This is a genomic window from Pseudonocardia oroxyli (assembly GCF_900102195.1).
Taxonomy (GTDB): domain Bacteria; phylum Actinomycetota; class Actinomycetes; order Mycobacteriales; family Pseudonocardiaceae; genus Pseudonocardia; species Pseudonocardia oroxyli.
In genome coordinates, this window is sequence record NZ_FNBE01000017.1 from 82,436 (window position 1) to 97,734 (window position 15,299).

General features: G+C 72.6%; 16 protein-coding genes. 5 read left to right on the forward strand and 11 right to left on the reverse strand.

Features of this window, described 5'->3' with window-relative positions; translation table 11 throughout:
- Nucleotides 1–46: 46 nt before the first annotated feature.
- Nucleotides 47–637, forward strand: a complete 591-nt coding sequence (locus BLS43_RS23270) for a DUF4232 domain-containing protein (RefSeq protein WP_093088903.1) — start codon at nt 47–49, stop codon at nt 635–637.
- A gap of 30 nt (nt 638–667) precedes the next feature.
- On the opposite strand, the gene BLS43_RS23275 is transcribed toward BLS43_RS23270, so the two are convergent.
- The 4 genes from BLS43_RS23275 to BLS43_RS23290 all read right to left on the reverse strand — a co-directional run bounded on the left by BLS43_RS23275 (nt 668) and on the right by BLS43_RS23290 (nt 5,533).
- On the reverse strand, nt 668–1,570 hold the full coding sequence (locus BLS43_RS23275) for a DMT family transporter (protein WP_093088748.1): 903 nt from the start codon (nt 1,568–1,570) through the stop codon (nt 668–670).
- 21 nt (nt 1,571–1,591) lie between these two features.
- Nucleotides 1,592–2,914, reverse strand: coding sequence for an MFS transporter (locus BLS43_RS23280; RefSeq protein WP_245707729.1), 1,323 nt, complete (start codon nt 2,912–2,914; stop codon nt 1,592–1,594).
- A gap of 57 nt (nt 2,915–2,971) precedes the next feature.
- Nucleotides 2,972–4,009, reverse strand: coding sequence for a tartrate dehydrogenase (locus tag BLS43_RS23285; protein WP_093088749.1), 1,038 nt, complete (start codon nt 4,007–4,009; stop codon nt 2,972–2,974).
- A gap of 81 nt (nt 4,010–4,090) precedes the next feature.
- Nucleotides 4,091–5,533, reverse strand: a complete 1,443-nt coding sequence (locus tag BLS43_RS23290) for a ketol-acid reductoisomerase (protein WP_093088750.1) — start codon at nt 5,531–5,533, stop codon at nt 4,091–4,093.
- A 58-nt stretch (nt 5,534–5,591) separates the two neighbouring features.
- Here BLS43_RS23290 and BLS43_RS23295 point away from each other — a divergent pair, with 58 nt between their 5' ends.
- Nucleotides 5,592–6,413, forward strand: a complete 822-nt coding sequence (locus BLS43_RS23295) for a LysR substrate-binding domain-containing protein (RefSeq protein WP_245707731.1) — start codon at nt 5,592–5,594, stop codon at nt 6,411–6,413.
- 30 nt (nt 6,414–6,443) lie between these two features.
- Here BLS43_RS23295 and BLS43_RS23300 read toward each other — a convergent pair whose 3' ends face one another.
- Together BLS43_RS23300 and BLS43_RS23305 are read right to left on the reverse strand one after the other, a co-directional pair.
- On the reverse strand, nt 6,444–7,622 hold the full coding sequence (locus BLS43_RS23300) for an MFS transporter (protein ID WP_093088752.1): 1,179 nt from the start codon (nt 7,620–7,622) through the stop codon (nt 6,444–6,446).
- Between the two features lie 35 nt (nt 7,623–7,657).
- The gene (locus BLS43_RS23305; RefSeq protein WP_218129968.1) at nt 7,658–11,194 is read right to left on the reverse strand and encodes an ATP-binding cassette domain-containing protein; all 3,537 of its coding nucleotides are present in this window, start codon (nt 11,192–11,194) and stop codon (nt 7,658–7,660) included.
- Between the two features lie 362 nt (nt 11,195–11,556).
- Between BLS43_RS23305 and BLS43_RS23310 the strand changes: the two genes are divergently transcribed.
- Genes BLS43_RS23310 through BLS43_RS30175 form a run of 3 tightly spaced genes read left to right on the forward strand, consistent with a single transcriptional unit; the run spans nt 11,557 to nt 12,238 of the window.
- Nucleotides 11,557–11,868: a hypothetical protein gene (locus tag BLS43_RS23310; protein WP_093088754.1), complete on the forward strand. Its 312-nt coding sequence runs from the start codon at nt 11,557–11,559 to the stop codon at nt 11,866–11,868.
- Complete coding sequence (locus tag BLS43_RS23315; protein WP_093088757.1) at nt 11,865–12,074, forward strand: hypothetical protein; 210 nt, start codon at nt 11,865–11,867, stop codon at nt 12,072–12,074. Before BLS43_RS23310 ends, BLS43_RS23315 begins: the two co-directional genes overlap by 4 nt.
- Nucleotides 12,071–12,238 carry a hypothetical protein gene (locus tag BLS43_RS30175; RefSeq protein ID WP_176921492.1) on the forward strand — a complete coding sequence of 56 codons (168 nt, stop codon included), beginning with the start codon at nt 12,071–12,073 and terminating at the stop codon, nt 12,236–12,238. Before BLS43_RS23315 ends, BLS43_RS30175 begins: the two co-directional genes overlap by 4 nt.
- 203 nt (nt 12,239–12,441) lie before the next feature.
- Here BLS43_RS30175 and BLS43_RS23320 read toward each other — a convergent pair whose 3' ends face one another.
- The 5 genes from BLS43_RS23320 to BLS43_RS32130 form a co-directional block, all read right to left on the reverse strand.
- The gene (locus BLS43_RS23320) at nt 12,442–12,780 is read right to left on the reverse strand and encodes a hypothetical protein (protein WP_143030182.1); all 339 of its coding nucleotides are present in this window, start codon (nt 12,778–12,780) and stop codon (nt 12,442–12,444) included.
- 51 nt (nt 12,781–12,831) lie between these two features.
- On the reverse strand, nt 12,832–13,734 hold the full coding sequence (locus BLS43_RS23325; protein ID WP_093088763.1) for a phage major capsid protein: 903 nt from the start codon (nt 13,732–13,734) through the stop codon (nt 12,832–12,834).
- Nucleotides 13,731–14,204, reverse strand: a complete 474-nt coding sequence (locus BLS43_RS23330; RefSeq protein ID WP_093088765.1) for a hypothetical protein — start codon at nt 14,202–14,204, stop codon at nt 13,731–13,733. The genes BLS43_RS23325 and BLS43_RS23330 overlap by 4 nt, the downstream gene beginning before the upstream one ends.
- A gap of 100 nt (nt 14,205–14,304) precedes the next feature.
- The gene (locus BLS43_RS23335; protein WP_093088767.1) at nt 14,305–14,889 is read right to left on the reverse strand and encodes an HK97 family phage prohead protease; all 585 of its coding nucleotides are present in this window, start codon (nt 14,887–14,889) and stop codon (nt 14,305–14,307) included.
- Nucleotides 14,889–15,242 (reverse strand): helix-turn-helix domain-containing protein, encoded by a 354-nt coding sequence (locus BLS43_RS32130; protein WP_425438563.1) that lies wholly within the window; start codon nt 15,240–15,242, stop codon nt 14,889–14,891. Before BLS43_RS32130 ends, BLS43_RS23335 begins: the two co-directional genes overlap by 1 nt.
- Nucleotides 15,243–15,299: the final 57 nt, after the last annotated feature.

The following is a 15,299-nucleotide window of genomic DNA, read 5'->3' on the forward strand; positions in this document are numbered from 1 at the left end:
GCGATCCGTGCTGCGCGGCGGCCCGCGCCGGGCCACCCTGTCGGACATGATCGTTCGTTCGGTGCGTGCCGTCACGTTGATCGCCGGGACGCTGCTCCTGGCCGCCTGCGGGTCGAGCGCCGCCCCACCGCCGGGCGTCGCGTCGGTGAGCGCGACGCCGGCGCCCACCAGCGCCGCGACCACGTCGGCGGCGAACGCCGGCGGCGGCGCCACGGTCAAGTGCAGCCTCGACCAGCTCGAGGCGTCGGTCGGCCGGACCACCGGCGAGGCGGGCCAGCGGCACACCACGATCGTCTGGACCAACACGTCGTCGAAGCCGTGCGGGATCACCGGGTTCGGCGGGGTCGACCTCAAGGGCCCCGACGACCCGACGTTCGGGCCGACCTACTCGCTGCCGCGCGACAGCTCCACGCCGCGGCCGTTGGTCCTGGAGGCGGGACAGGCCGCGCACACCGTGATCACCTGGCAGCCGCCGCAGGACGGCGGTGGCTGGACCCCGACCGGCATGCTGGTCACCCCGCCCGACGAGACCCGCTCGGCCCAGCTGCCCTGGCCCGGCGGTGCGGTCCAGCGCCAGGACGGCGCCACCCACCCCGGCACCTACATCGGCCCGGTCCTCCCGGGCGCCGAGGCCTGAGCGGCGGGGCCTGAGCGGCGGGGTCCGCGGTCACCGGCCCGGCGACGGGGGAGTCGTCGGCACGCTGAGGGGCACGGCCGGGGCGGGCGTCGGCCGGTGCTCGGGGCGGGCCGCCAGCAGCACGACGCCGACGGACGTCACCACCGCGCCGGCCACGCCGAGCAGCAGGGCGACCGGGTCGGCCCCGAACGGCTCGCCCATCACCAGGACGCCCAACGCACCCGCGGCGAGCGGGTCGACGAGGGTGACGACGGCCAGCGGCGCCCCCAGCCCGCCGTCCCGGTAGGCGTGCTGGGCGAGCACGACGCCCATCAGCATCGCGGCCCCGACCAGGGCGAACCGGGCGGGCTCCGCGCCCTCGAGCATGATCACCTTGACGGTGCCGGAGGCCAGCCCGAAGCTGAGTGCGGCGCCGATCGCGTGGCACACCGCGGCCGCCCGCGGCCTGCTGTGGCCGAAGACCGCGGCCGCCGCCACGGCCGCCGCGACGAGCAGGGCCAGGATGCCCGCGGCGGGCCAGAGACCGATCGCCGCCTCCGGGTGGGCGCCGTGCGGGCCGTGCGGCACGGCGGCGAGCACCAGCGGCAGCCCGACGACCACGCACGCGACCCCCGCCCACGAGCGCCCGCTGATCGGCTCGCCGTTCACCCGCCTGCCGATGAGCAGCGCGAACGCGACCGCGGACACCCCGACCGGCTGGACCACGACCAGGGGGCCCGCATGGAGGGCCAGCAGGTGCAGCCCCGCGGCGGTCAGGCTCGCCAGGATCGCCGCCCACCAGCCGCGGCGGCGCGCCAACCGGCCGACGAGGGCGAGGCCGCTCGCCCCGTCCACCCCCGCGAAGCGGCACGCCTCCCGCTGCTGGAGCACCGCGGAGAGCCCATAGAACACCGCGGAGGCCACGGCGAGGAGCGCCGCCACACCGATCTGCACACCACCAGACTAGGGGGACTCCTAGGCGGCCGTGCGGGGCGCGATCGCCACCCCGACCACGGCGAGTCCCACCAGCACCACGAGCAGCACCGACAGCGCCACCGCGGGCCCCGCGAGCAGGGCGAGCAGGGTGCCGCCGAGTCCGACGAACGTGGCCTGCGCGAGCTGGTCGGTGAGCTGGGCGGCGGCGGAGTCGTAGCCGACCTCGGTCGAGGCGGCCAGCAGCAGGAACGACAGCGACGAGAAGCCCAGACCCATGCCCAGGCCCGCGACCAGCCAGAACGGCAGCGCGAGCCACGCGAGACCCCAGCTCGGCGCGACCAGCAGCAGCCCGGCGGCGCCGACCGCGATGCCGCACATCCCGATCCGCAGCAGCATCGGGCGGGGGAGGTCGGGGTGGCGGCCCTGCCAGGCCGAGGCCGCCGACCAGCCCAGCGAGCCGGCGATCAGCGGCAGCCCGGCGGCGGTCAGGGACCAGCCGTGGACGGCGGTGAGCAGCAGGGGGAGGAACGCCGTCGTCGTGAAGAAGGCGCCCGCGATCAGGCCGCGCCCGGCGACGACGGCGGCGATCCCGCGGCGGGCCCGGAACGTGCCCGGGGGGACGAGCCTGCGCAGCGCCGGGACCAGGACGGCGACGGCGGCGAGGGCGACCAGCCCGCCCCGGACGTCGGGATGGCTGCCGGCCCAGCTCAGCGCCGCGACCCCGACGGCGGCGGCGAACGCGGCGGGGACCACGCCGCGGCGCGGGACGGTGGGCTCGGGCGGGCTCAGGTTCCGGACGGCGGGCAGCACCAACAGGGCCGCCACCGCCACCAGCGGCAGCAGCCCGAGGAAGACCCAGTGCCAGGACAGGTGTTCGGTGACGACCCCCGCGACGGGCGGCCCGACCAGCGAGGGCAGCACCCAGGCCGAGGAGATCAGCGCGAACACGGCGGGCCGGGAGCGCGGGGCGTACACCTGCGCGACGAGCACGTACACGGCGACCGCCTGCGCACCCGCGCCGAGGCCCTGCAGCATCCGACCGGCCAGGAGCTGGGCGAACGTGCCCGCGGTGCCCGCCACCAGCAGCCCCAGACCGAACACCGCCGGAGCGGCCAGCAGAGCGGGTCGGGGACCGCGGGCATCGCTCACCCGGCCGCCGAGGACGGTGCCCACCACCATCGTCACGATGAACGCGACGAACGGCCAGGCGTAGTCCTCCACCCGCGCGAGCTCCGCGACGACGGCGGGCATCGCCGTGCCCACGCCCATCTGCTCGAACGCGATGAGACTGATGAGCAACACGATCCCGACGGTCACCGACCGCCGCGACCGCCCGAACAGATCCTCCCGCACCACACTCACGGTGTCACCGTGCACCCTGAAGTCCGGTTCAGGTCAAGGCTCCACACTGCGCCGGGGTCAGAGCCGCGCGAGGAACTGCGCGGTGAACTCGGTGGTCCCGACGTCCCCGCCGAGGTCCTTCGTGCGGCTGCCCTCGGCCAGCTGGGCGCGCATGGCGGCGGTGACCTCCTCCGCGGCCTCGGCGTGACCGAGGTGCTCGAGCAGCATCGCGGCGGACCAGATGGCGCCCAACGGGTTCGCCAGGTCCTTGCCCGCGATGTCCGGGGCCGAGCCGTGGACGGGCTCGAACATCGACGGGAACTCGCGCTCGGGGTTGAGGTTGCCGCTGGGCGCGATGCCGATCGAGCCCGCGACGGCCGCGGCGAGGTCGGACAGGATGTCCCCGAACAGGTTCGACGCCACGATCACGTCGATGCTCCGCGGGTCCAGCACGAGCTTCGCGGCGAGCGCGTCGATGTGCTCGCTGCGCCACGCGACGTCCGGGTGCCGCGCCGCCCGCTCGGCGACGATCTCGTCCCAGAACGGCATCGAGTGGATGATCCCGTTGGACTTGGTCGCCGACACGACGTGCTTGCGGCGCTGCTCGGCGAGCGCGAACGCGTAGTCCGCGATGCGGGAGACGCCGGTGCGCGTGAACACCGCCTCCTGCAGCGCCAGGTCCGTCCCGACCCGCCCGCCGACCTCGGAGTACTCGCCCTCCGAGTTCTCCCGGACCACCACGAAGTCCACCCCGGAGGCGTCGGCGAGCGGTGAGCGGACGCCGTCGAACACGGCGATGGGGCGCAGGTTGACGTACTGGGCGAAGCGGCGCCGGATCGGGATGAGCAGGCCCCACAGCGAGACGTGGTCCGGCACGCCCGGCCACCCGACGGCGCCGAGCAGGATCGCGTCGTGGCCGGCGATCCGGTCGAGGCCGTCCGCGGGCATCATCGCGCCCTCGTGGGCGTAGCGCTCGCAGGACCAGTCGAGGGTGTCGTAGGTGAAGGTGATCCCGTGCCGCCTGCCGACGGCGTCGAGCACCGCGGTGGCGGGCGGGATCACCTCCTGCCCGATGCCGTCTCCGGGGATCAGGGCCAGGCGGTGGGTCGTGCTCATGATCCGGCAGCCTACGGCCGCTCGTGAGTGGTGAGTGGTGCTCTGGCACCACTTACCACGCACGGGCGCCGCAGGCGCGGATCAGACGGAGATGTCGACGCTCGGGCGGAGCTCGGCGGCCGCGGCCAGGGCCTCGTGGACGGGGTTGGACAGGAAGCCCGCGACGAGCTTGTCGTCCGCCTGCGCGCCGACCGTCGGGAGGGCGATCTGCTCGTAGGCGGCCTGGAACCGCGGACCCCAGCGGCGGGTGCCGAGGCGGGCGGTGCGGGAGCAGTTGTCGACCATGTAGGCCACGTCGCGGGCGTGCATGTACGGCAGCAGCGAGTCGACGGCCTCGATGATCGACTCGTTGACGATCTCCGACCAGGCGTGCCCGCGGTCGGCGAACTCGTCGACCTGGGCGACCATCGTCGCGACGAACATGCCCGCGGTGAGCGGGTCGATCGGGGTCTCGTGCGTGGCGCGGCGGGCGCGGACCTCGTCCCCGTGGGCCCACATCGGCGAGCCGCCGATCCGCGACATCGGGCGGACGGCGAGGCGGGCGTCGGCGAGGACGACGCTGCGGAGCTCGGTGCCGTCGGCGACCTCGTCGTAGATCTCGGCGACGATCTCGCGGGCGGCCGCGTAGGTCGCGCTGTAGGCGCGGTCGAACAGCTCCGCGTCGGTGCCCTCCCGCACGGCCCGCAGACCGGCCCGCGAGATGGTGCGCGCGATCGGGCCGGTGACGGTCTCGCAGGCCCGCTCGTAGGCGGTGACCGGGTCCGACCCGTCGAGCAGGAACCAGCGGTAGAGCGCCTCGACGAGGCCGTGGACGGCGCCGAGCAGGATCCCGCGCTCGCCGACGACGTCGCTGCGGTACTCCGACTCGAGGGTCGTCTCGAAGGTGTACGGCGAGCCCAGGCCGACCGACCAGGCCAGTGCGCGGTCGGTCGCGTGGCCGTCCGGGTCGGCGTGGACGGCGATGGAGGCGTTGATGCCGGCGCCGTTCACCGTCGCGCCCTGCTCGTACAGGCGGCGGACCGAGTCGCCCATCCCCTTGGGGCACACGGCGATCACGGCGTGCCCGGCGGGGAGGTCGCCGCCGGTCGCGCGCAGGTGGCCCAGCAGGAAGCCGTGCGAGAGGCCGATGGTGGCGCCGGGCTTGAGCGCGGCGAAGATCTCCTGGTGTTGCGCGGCCAGGGCGGCGTCGGCGATCAGCAGGACGACGAGGTCGGACTCGGCGACGACGGCGAGGACGTCGCCCAGGGTGCCGGACTCCTCGGTGAAGCCGTGGGCGCGGGCGTCGGCGCGCGACGGCGAGTCGGGCCGCAGCCCGACCGAGACCGTGATCTCGGTGCCGGACAGCGAGTCCCGCAGGTTCTTCGCCTGCGCGCGGCCCTGCGGCCCCCAGCCGATCACGCCGATCCGCCGCACGCCGTGGAAGGCCTGCGGGAGCAGCGGGAAGAGGTGGCGGCCGCCGCGCAGCACCGTCTCGGTGCCGCCGGGGACGGTGAGGGTCTCGGTCTCGAAGACGTCCGAACGCATGGAACCTGTGTACGGTGACCGGCGGTCTTCCGACAAGCGCAGGTACTGGAGCGGAGCGTTGCAGGAATCGCAAGAGCTGGAGCTGTTCCTCCACGTGAGCCGCACCCTGAACTTCGGGCGGACCAGCCTCGAGTGCCACGTCAGCCCGGCCACCCTGACCCGCACGATCCAACGCCTGGAGACGCGGGCGGGGTCGCGGCTGCTCGACCGCGGACCGCGGGGGGTCGCCCTGACCGCGGACGGGCAGCGGTTCGTCCGGTACGCCGAGCGGGCGCTGGCGCTGTGGTCGGACTGGCGCACCGACAGCGCCGACCTGGCCGGTGACCTGCGGATCTTCGCCACGGTCACGGCGTGTCAGGCGCTGCTGCCGACCGTGCTCGCCCCGTTCCGCGCCGCCCATCCGCAGGTCCGGCTCGACCTGCGGACCGGGGACGCGGGGGCCGCGCTGGCCCGCCTCGACGAGGGCGACGTGGACGCCGCCGTCGCCGGCCTGCCGGAACGGCTGCCGCAGAGCCTGGTCGGCCGGACCCTGGCGGTGACCGACCTGGTGCTGGTGGGCGGGTCGAGGGCGGGCCCGTTCGTCGTCCCGAACCGCGGGCTGGTGCGCGAGGCCGCCGAGCGGTGGTTCCGCGCGCGGGGGATCACTCCCACGCTCGCGGCCGAGCCGGACTCGCACGAGGGTCTGCTGGCGCTCGTCGCGCTGGGGGTGGGGACGGGGATCGTGCCGCGGCTGGTCCTGGAGACGAGCGCGGTGCAGGTCGAGATCGTCGAGGAGGGCCTGGCGGCGTTCCCGATCGGGCTGTGCGTGCGGCGCGCCGACCTGCGACGGCCGATCGTCGCCACGCTGTGGGGGTCCGTCCCGGAGGACTCGCATGGCTGATCCGGGGGACACGCGGGGCTGACTCGCGGGTCAGCGGGGGCGGGTGGGGAGCGCGCCGGCGCCGACCAGCACCACCAGTCCGGCGAGCGGGACGATCAGCAGGCCCACCCGCAGGCTCGTGGCGTCCGCGACCAGCCCGACGACCGGCGGCGAGCACAGGAACCCGATGCGCAGCAGCCAGCTCACGACCGTCAGGCCTGCGCCGGGCGGGAGGCCCGGCAGCTCGTCCGCGGCGTGCATGGCCGCCGGGATCAGGGTCGCGACGCCGAAGCCCGCCAGGCCGAACCCCACGATCGTCAGCGGCACGGACGGGACGGCGAGCGCCGATCCCATCCCCAGCACGACGACCACGGCGCCGGCCCGGGCCGTCGCCCGTTGGCCGAACCGGTCGACCACCCGGTCCCCGATGAGCCTGCCCAGGAATTCGAGGGCCTGCAGCGCCACGAACCCGAGCCCCGCGACGCCCGCCGCGGCACCGAGACCGGTCAGGTAGACCGCGCCCCAGGACGCCCCGGAGTCCTCGATCAGCGCCCCCGCGGAGGCGATCACCCCGAGGACCACCAGGACCAGCGCGGCCTTCCCGCCCGCGCGGGAGCGGATGCGGGTCGGGGTCTCGACGGGCTCGCGCTCGGCGTCCTCCGGGCCGGGCAGCAGGAAGCGGAACGCCGCGAGCGCGACCGCGATGAACAGCGCCGCGGACACGCCGAGGTGGATCGGCAGCGGCAACGCCAGCGCGGCCGCCGCCGATCCCATGAGCCCGCCCAGCACCGCGCCCGCACTCCAGGTCGCGTGGAACGAGTTGAGGATCGAGCGCCCGTACCGGCGCTGCACGCGCAGGGCGTGGGCGTTCTGCGCGACGTCGACCACGGCGTCACACGCCCCGGCCAGGAACAGGGCGCCGGCGAGCAGCACCGCGTTCGGGGCGAGCCCGGCCAGGGCGATCCCGACGGCCACGGCGACCATCCCGAAGCTCGCCACCCGGGACGAGCGGAAGCGCCGGACCAGCGCCGACGCCGCCAGCCCCGCGAGCAGGGCACCGAGCGGGAACGCCGCCACCGCCGTGCCCAGCTCGGCGTTGCTCAACCCGAGGGTGTCCTTGAGCTCCGGGTAGCGGGGGAGGAGGTTCGCGAAGACGGCGCCGTTGGTGAGGAAGACCGCCGCCACCGCGGCCCGCGCCCGCCGGTCCGTCTCCCCCGCCGTGCTCACCACCCGCCCACCACCGGCCCCAGGCTACGGAGCCGCGGTCAGCCCGCGAGATGCGCCCAGCGATCACCGATCACCGACCACGGGCCCGTGTCCGCGACCCGGCCCGCCTCCAGCACGACCACCCGGTCGGCCCGCTCGAGCGCCACGCGGGTGGTGCTCGCCCCGAGCACGGTGGTGCCGCGGGCCCGCAGGGCGGTCCACAGCTCGAGCTCGGTGCGGGCGTCGAGGGCGGAGGACACGTCGTCGGCCAGGACCAGCGACGACCCGGTCGCCAGCGCCCTGGCCATCGCCAGCCGCTGGACCTGCCCGCCGGACAGGCGGATGCCGCGGTGGCCCACCGCCGTGTCCGGCCCGCCCGCGACGGCGAGGTCGTGGGTCAGCCGGGCGGCGTCCACCACCTCGGCGAGGTCGGGCAGCGGGCGACCGAGCGCGATGTTGTCCGCGAACGTGCCCGACAGCATCCGCGGCACCTGCGCCACGTACGCCACCCGGCCCGGCCGCAGGTCGGTCTCGGTGAGCTCGGTGCCGTCCCACCGGATCACGCCCTCGGTGGACACGATCCCGGCCAGCGCGCCCAGCAGGCTGGACTTGCCGGACCCCACCTCGCCGGTGAGCAGCACGAGCTCGCCCGCCCGGATCTCCAGGTCGACGCCCTCGACGCCGACGGTGCCGTCGTCGTGCACCGCGGTGAGCCGCTCGCAGGTCAGGACCCCGAGCGGGACCGCGGGTGTCGGCTCCGGGGCGGGCGCGGTGCCCGCCACGAGGTCGACGCCCGGGGGCAGCCGGGTCGGGTCGGCGGGCGCCGCGAGCGCCCCCACGTCGGCGAGCCACCGCCGGGTCGCGGGTGCCTCGGTGACGATCTGCGCACCCACCTGCCCGAAGTAGCCCGAGCCTGCCAGCACCGTGCTGACCAGCAGCGCCGTCGCGAGGTCCCAGACCCCGGCCAGGTGCAGCGACCAGGTCAGCACGATCCCGAGCTGTACCAGGATCCCGGGCAGGCCCTCGAACAGGGTCTGCAGCCGCTGCTCGCGGATGATCGCTCGGACGCGGGTGCGGTCGACCGCCGCCAGGTGGGCCCGGACGGCGTCGGTCGCGGCGGCCAGCTTCACCGTGCGCACGGCCTCCAGCGCGGACCCGAGCTCGGCGCCGAACCGGGCCCGGGCGTCCGCGGCGGCCCGCCCGGCCCGCCCGACGAACGGCGCCCCGACCGTCGCGGCGCCGGTGCTGAGGGCGAGCATCCCGGCGATGACGAGCGCGGCCACCGGGTCGCCCGCGGCGAGCCCGGCCAGCGTGACCATCAGCGCCGCCATCGTCACGTCCACCCAGTTGTCCAGGTAGATGATCATCCGCTCGGAGTCCAGCGCCCGGGCCACGACCTCGCCCGCGGGGGTCCGGGCGGGGCGGCGGGTGGTCGTCTGGCCCCGCAGCACGCCGAGCCGGAGCCGCAGGGCGATCGCGTTCCACCACATCGTGTAGGTGCGGTAGGCCAGGGCGATCCACACCGGGAACGACAGCAGCACCACGGTCAGCGCCACCGCCGCGGCCCACGGCGAGGTGCCCGCCTGCAACGCCGCCGCGACCTCGCCCCACAGCCAGCCGGTCGCCACGCCGGTCGCGCCGCAGGCCACGGCGAGGGCGAACAGCAACGCGCCGCTCAGCCCCCACCGCGGGTGCGCGGTGATGAGCCGCGGGACGGCCCGGCGCAGGGGCGGGGTGTGGTTCTCCGCGGTCCGCCGCGGCGGGGTCGCACGCCGGTGCGCGCGGCGCAGCGTGGGGACGGACTCCTCCGTCCGCGGCACCTCGGCGAGCGCGACGGCCGCGGCCGTGCCCACCGCGGACGACTCGCGAGCCGGGAGCGGCCGTCTCGCGGGCCCGGGGAGGGCGGCGGGGGACTGGCGGGTGGTCGTCGCCAGCAGGTCGGCGAAGTGCCCGGGCGCGCGCTCGACGTCCGCCCGCAGGCCGGACTGGATCACCGCACCGTCCTGCAGGACGGCGACGGAGTCCGCGTGCCGGATCGTCGACAACCGGTGCGCGATCACCACGCCCGTGCGCCCGGCCAGCAACGACCGGGTGGCGCGGGTGACCCGCTCCTCGGTGCGCGGGTCCATCCGCGCGGTCGCCTCGTCCAGTACGACCAGCCCGACGTCCCGCACCAGCAGCCGGGCGAACGCCACCAGCTGCTGCTCGCCCGCGGACAGCGTGGTGCCGCCGGTGCCGAGCCGGGTGTCGAGACCGTCCGGCAGCGCGGCGACCCAGTCGTCCAGCCCGAGGGCGGTGAACGCCGCCGCGATCCGGTCGCGGGGGACCGGCTGGTGCAGCGCGACGTTCTCGGCGAGGGTCGCCGAGAGCAGCTCCGTCCGCTGCGTGACGACGCCGACCGCCCGCCGCAGCCCGCTGAGCTGCAGGTTCGTGGCGTCCCGGCCCCCGAGCCACACCTGTCCGGGCGGGGGTTCCACGGCGCGGGACAAGACCTTCGCCACGGTGGACTTGCCCGAACCGGTGCGACCGACGAGCGCGCACGTCGTCCCCGCGGGGACGACGAGATCGACGCCGGACAGCCGGAACGCGCCCCGGTCCCGCTCGTCCGGGTACCCGGCGGTGAGGCCGCGCAGCTCGACGGCGAGGGGGCCCGACGGCACCGGGTCGCCGCCGGTCGGCTCCCGCTCCGCGCCCAGCAGCGCGCGGACGCGGGTCAGCGCGCCCAGCCCGACCTGGATCTCCGGGAGCTGGTTGGCGACCTCGTCGACCTGGGCCACGAACGCGGACGCCAACAGCCACAGCGACACCAGCCCGGCGACGCCGCCGGGATCCCCGGCGACCACCCACACCCCGCCGAGCACGACCGCGCCCAGCAGCGCGTGCGTGACCAGCCCGGTCGCGAGCCCCACCTTGGTGGTCGCCCGGCGCGTGGCCCTGGTCCGGGCCATCACGACGGCGGCGCGGGTCGCGTAGCCGCGCAGCACGTGCGGCCGACCCGCCGAGGTGCGGATGTCGTCCTGCCCGGCGACGGCCTCCTCCAGCTGCGCCGCGTGCTCCGACCAGGCCTCCTCCTCGGCCACCGTGCAACGGGCGATCCGGGCGGTGAACGGCCGCGCCACGGCGACCGTCAGCGCCGCGACCAGCGGAAATGCGATCCACGCCGGCCAGAACAGCAGCCCGGCCACGACCCAGGCCGCGACCGAGCGCAGCAGCGCCGCGCCGGTCTCCCAGCCGATCCGGCGGAAGAGGGTGCCGATCTCGCGGGCGTCGTCGTCCACGCGGTCGAGCAGCTCGCCGACGGCCTGGTCCTCCAGCGCCGCGACGGGCTGGGCGAGCGCGGCGTCCACCAGATCGGCGCGCAGCTCACCCTCCGCGCGACCCACCACGCCCGAGAACACGACCCGGCCCACGGTGTCCAGCACGGCGGCCCCCAGCAGCAGCGCCGCGAGGACCGCGACCAGCGCCAGGGTCGGGCCGCCCGCGACCCGCCCCACGACGGTCGCCGCCACGGCCTCCGCCCCGGCGGCCACCACCGCCGCCCCGACGGCCAGGCCCGTCACCGGCCCACGCAGCCGTCGCACACTCAACGGCCGCACGCCGTCCACCTCCGGATGTCGGCGACGACGCTAGCCGGGCGCGCCCGCGTACCGCCTCCGGTTTTCCGCCATGATCCACACCTGGGAAGCGGACCGGTCGAATTCCGACCGCCCCGCTTCCGACGAGTGGATCATGCCGCGGGCCCCGGACCGGGGCCACGCACGACGACGGCCCCGGACCGCGAGGTCCGGGGCCGCCGTGGGTGAACCGTCAGTCCAGGTAGTCCCGCACTACGAACGCACATGCGGCTTGCTTGACCTGCGGAAACGCTGGTCCTCGGCGAACGGCTTGCTTGTCAATACCCTGGACTGAGCCACCGAGTGCGGAGCGCTCCCGAGTGCGACGAACGGGAGGCCCCACGATGGCACAGGACAAGATCATTTCTGAGACCGAGCGCGAGGCCGCGCCTGGTGGCTGGTGCTACGTCCACGCGCTGCCCGGCGGTCGGTGGCGGCTCGTCGCGACGACCGGTGCGGGTACCTCGCTCAACCGTGAGGACGCGACGCCTGAGCAGGTTCTCGCCACGCTGCGGCTCCTCGACGCGATCCCGGCCGACACCGCCGCGGGGGTCGACCAGCACGCGCTACAGGCAGCACTCGTCGAGGCGACGGACGGCGAAGTGGATCTCGACGTTCAGCTTCTCGCCGACGCGATCGGGAAGGCGTCGCAGTGATCGCCAGCGCCGTTCAGTCGGGAATGCTCGTGCAGCGCAAGGGATTCACGGATCGGACGCGGGTCGGCGAGGTTGTCGGGACCACGCAGCGCTGGACGATGACGCTCGGCAATCACACTGTGGTTCTTGTCCGGTGGGGTGCGGGCGCTGCCGTGGCGGAAGTGAATCCGTCGCTGCTCGAACCGGCCACCGGCGGTGAAGGATGACTGTCGACTCGATCGTGTTCATCCTCGCGGTACTCGCCGCGTTCCTCGGCGGAGTCGTGATCGGCATTCTGATCGAGAGGTTGGTCCCGGTCACCCCCACGGCCAGCCGGGGGCGTCGTCGCAAGCCTCGCAACGGGAACGGTGGTCCGTTCGTCTCGGGCTGACCCCGGGCATACGAAAAGCGCCCCGTCACCAGGTCTGATTCCCTGGTGGCGGGGCGCTCTCGTGTGTGTGAGCTGATTTCCGGGCCGGATGCGCAGGCGATGTCCGCACCGGCGACGATTTCGCCTGCGCCACCGTCGATCACCTTGGCGACGGAGTAAGACGAATCCGGCTTTGACGCATCCGGGAACGGCTCCGGATCAGGTCACTCTCCCCGCCCGTCGCGGGAAGTTTCTACCGAATCGCTCAGCGCGAGCCACGAGAATAGGCAGACGAGGACTCCTGTCGCGATGAGTCCTGGACCCATGCCACCGACCACGTAGACACCCGCCGCCGCGACAACGAAGCCGATCAGCCAGAACCCACCTAGACGGAGGGCTTGGTTCTTCGCTTTCGTCTGCGACTCGCCATCCGGATCAGTAAATGCCAGAAATGCCCACAGTCCCACCAGGATGCCGCCGACGACGTAACCGGCAGCCTCGTACATCAGACGAACGCCAACCGTCACAAGCCCGAATGATAGAGCAAAGAACACTGCGAGCACGACCTCATGCAACGTCCATCGCCTGATGTCCCTCTCCTTAACGCCCATCCCTTATAGCCCCGTGACCTGGCAGAACGCAGCCGGTCGATAGACGGTCAGCGCGGCGCGGATGTCGGCCCGGATCGCAAGCTTTCCGGTGGTGAAGTAGTCCGCGTGAGTATTGGTCACGAGGACCGTCACGTCACGACGCACCGTCAGTTCCGCGAAGCTGAGGAAGTCGCCGACAAGTGCGGTACCGGCCGCGATTCCGTCATTCACGACGTGCGGGACATCGTACGGCGCACGGATGTAGTTGCCGTTCGCGTCCTTCGTGATGTCGAGTGCGAGCGCATCCGTGGGATTGAGAACGACAGCCGTCGCGTTTGCCCGACCCGTGGTGCCGACGACTGAGATCGCCTTCGCAATCGCATCGTAAGCGGTGTCACCGCCCTTGGCCTGCGTGAGGATTCCGGCGGTGTTGAGGAAGCCGCGAATGTTCGGTGCGCTCCCGTTCCCGTTGAGGATCTGCGAGTCGAACCGCTGCCGTACTGCGAACGGAAGGCGAACGTTCAGGTAGTTCTCGGCCTGCGGGGAATCGTCGAGAACCTCGTCGGTGGCTGGCAGCCACGTTCCGACCTTCGCGATCGGTAGGGTTGCGGGGACGACTCGGAATGCCGACTCGGCGTAGGGTCCCCCCTCCGCGATCTCAGCCGCAGCATTCGTGAACAGATCCTCCCGCATGAAGATCACGTCCTTAGGACGCGTGGTCTCCACAACCGGGATGATCTCCGAAATCCCGACCGGTCGCTGAGCCGATTCGATGACCCGACCGGAACGCAGCGGTTGCGGCGCCGACGACGTCGAACTGAGAAGTGCCTTGACGTCGATATCCAGCGTCACCGGGGTCGAGTCGTGACCCTTGATCCGCCCCTTGAACTCGACGGTCCCGGCGAAATCCTTGAGCCCCACCATCATCCCACCGCGATTCCGCGATCACGGAGGATCGCATCGGATACCTTGCGATTCTCTTCGGCTCGCACGACCACGCGCGCTCGATATGCTGCCGCCTTCGCGGTGTTCATCGCCACCTGCGCGACGCCGAGGGTTTCGCCGGACTCGTCGAGTCTCTTCCGAGCGGCGCGCACCGCTGCCGCTGCCGCCTTCACTTCGTTCAGATCGTCCACGGTGGGTGGCGCGTACACATCGGAGTTCATCCGCCACTCGAATGCCTGGCGGAGACGACTCTCCTCGCGGATGGCTGCGACCACTCCGGCCTCCGCTCGACGGTAGTCGTCGTACGCATGATGATAGTCGTCGGTGAGCTTGTTGACCTTCGCGGCGTGGCGGTCGATCACCTCGCGCTCCGCCGTCGAAATATCCTGATTCGGGGAGACGAGTCCGTCGTGGATCTGAGCGAATTGTTCGCTGTTGAACGGCCCGGTCATTCCGAGTGCGTGAGCGCGGGCACTCGGAGACATGATCTCCCATTCGCGTTCAGTGTATCCGACACGATCGGGAGTCACCGCCTTGTTCTCTACAGCAACCTTACGCATTGTTTCCATACCTCTTGTTGAATGCCGCGATCTTCAAATCAAGTTCGACCTGATCCGCCATAGCGCGCATCTCGCCGCGCTCTCGGGGACTGAGGCCGTCATACGAGGCGTTTACACGCTTCACCTCAAGGGTGCCTGTGCCGACTCCCGCACCCAGTAGAACGGGCGAGATCTCGTGAACGGTGAGACTCTTGAGGAATCGAACTCGCTGCCCTTGATAATCTCCGTACTCGGAATCGTTGATCGTGAACCCGTAGGAGTATTCGGAGCCCGGATCAGTGCCGAGATTCTTGATCGTATTGAATGTGTCACGACCGCTCGTGGTGTCAAGGAAGAATCGCAGCTCTGCCTCGGCTGAGTCGCCTTTCATCTCGATCCGGCCGACACCCACTGGGAGCGCACCGTTCCAGGTCTCGTGACCGTAGGCGCTTACCGCGACCTTTGCGCCGTCGGCGAACGCACCTGACAGTGTGACGTCTTTGTCCGCGTCGATCACACCCAGGGTCGCGAACCTGACCCTCACGATCCCCTTATCGGTCGACTTGATCGTCGCACCGGAGAATGTCTTGGTTTCCACTACCTCTTTCGCCTCACCCTCAGATAGGCGTCGACCCCTTCACGAGGGAATGTCCAGTCGCGGCCGTGTCGCTCGCCGCCTAATTCCTTCGCGAGCTGCCGCACTCGTCGCTCACTTCGACCGATCAATGCCGCCACTTCTGCGACACTGAGCACGGTATGTTGCGCGGCCGGTCGCGGTCCAACGCCGCTTCCGCTTGCGGCAAATCCCGCCCGCCACGCGGAGATGTCGCCGAGAAGGGACAGAATTTCTGCGCGTTTCCTCGGCGTGACCCTGCCCAGATCCGACGAATCGGTCACGAACTGACTGAGCAGAGTCCATCGGGGATCATCGCGGTTCGGTAGATTGTCCACGATTCACCTTCAGTGTTCGGCATTTTGGCACTGATTGCGCGCCTCAATTTGGAATGC

Bases quoted from the DNA above. Each gene is read 5' to 3' on its own strand.
- BLS43_RS23270 (WP_093088903.1), top strand. From the start codon at position 47: ATGATCGTTCGTTCGGTGCGTGCCGTCACGTTGATCGCCGGGACGCTG.
- BLS43_RS23285 (WP_093088749.1), bottom strand. From the start codon at position 4,009: ATGAGCACGACCCACCGCCTGGCCCTGATCCCCGGAGACGGCATCGGG.
- BLS43_RS23290 (WP_093088750.1), bottom strand. From the start codon at position 5,533: ATGCGTTCGGACGTCTTCGAGACCGAGACCCTCACCGTCCCCGGCGGC.
- BLS43_RS23310 (WP_093088754.1), top strand. From the start codon at position 11,557: ATGGCACAGGACAAGATCATTTCTGAGACCGAGCGCGAGGCCGCGCCT.
- BLS43_RS30175 (WP_176921492.1), top strand. From the start codon at position 12,071: ATGACTGTCGACTCGATCGTGTTCATCCTCGCGGTACTCGCCGCGTTC.
- BLS43_RS23325 (WP_093088763.1), bottom strand. From the start codon at position 13,734: ATGATGGTGGGGCTCAAGGATTTCGCCGGGACCGTCGAGTTCAAGGGG.
- BLS43_RS23330 (WP_093088765.1), bottom strand. From the start codon at position 14,204: ATGACCGGGCCGTTCAACAGCGAACAATTCGCTCAGATCCACGACGGA.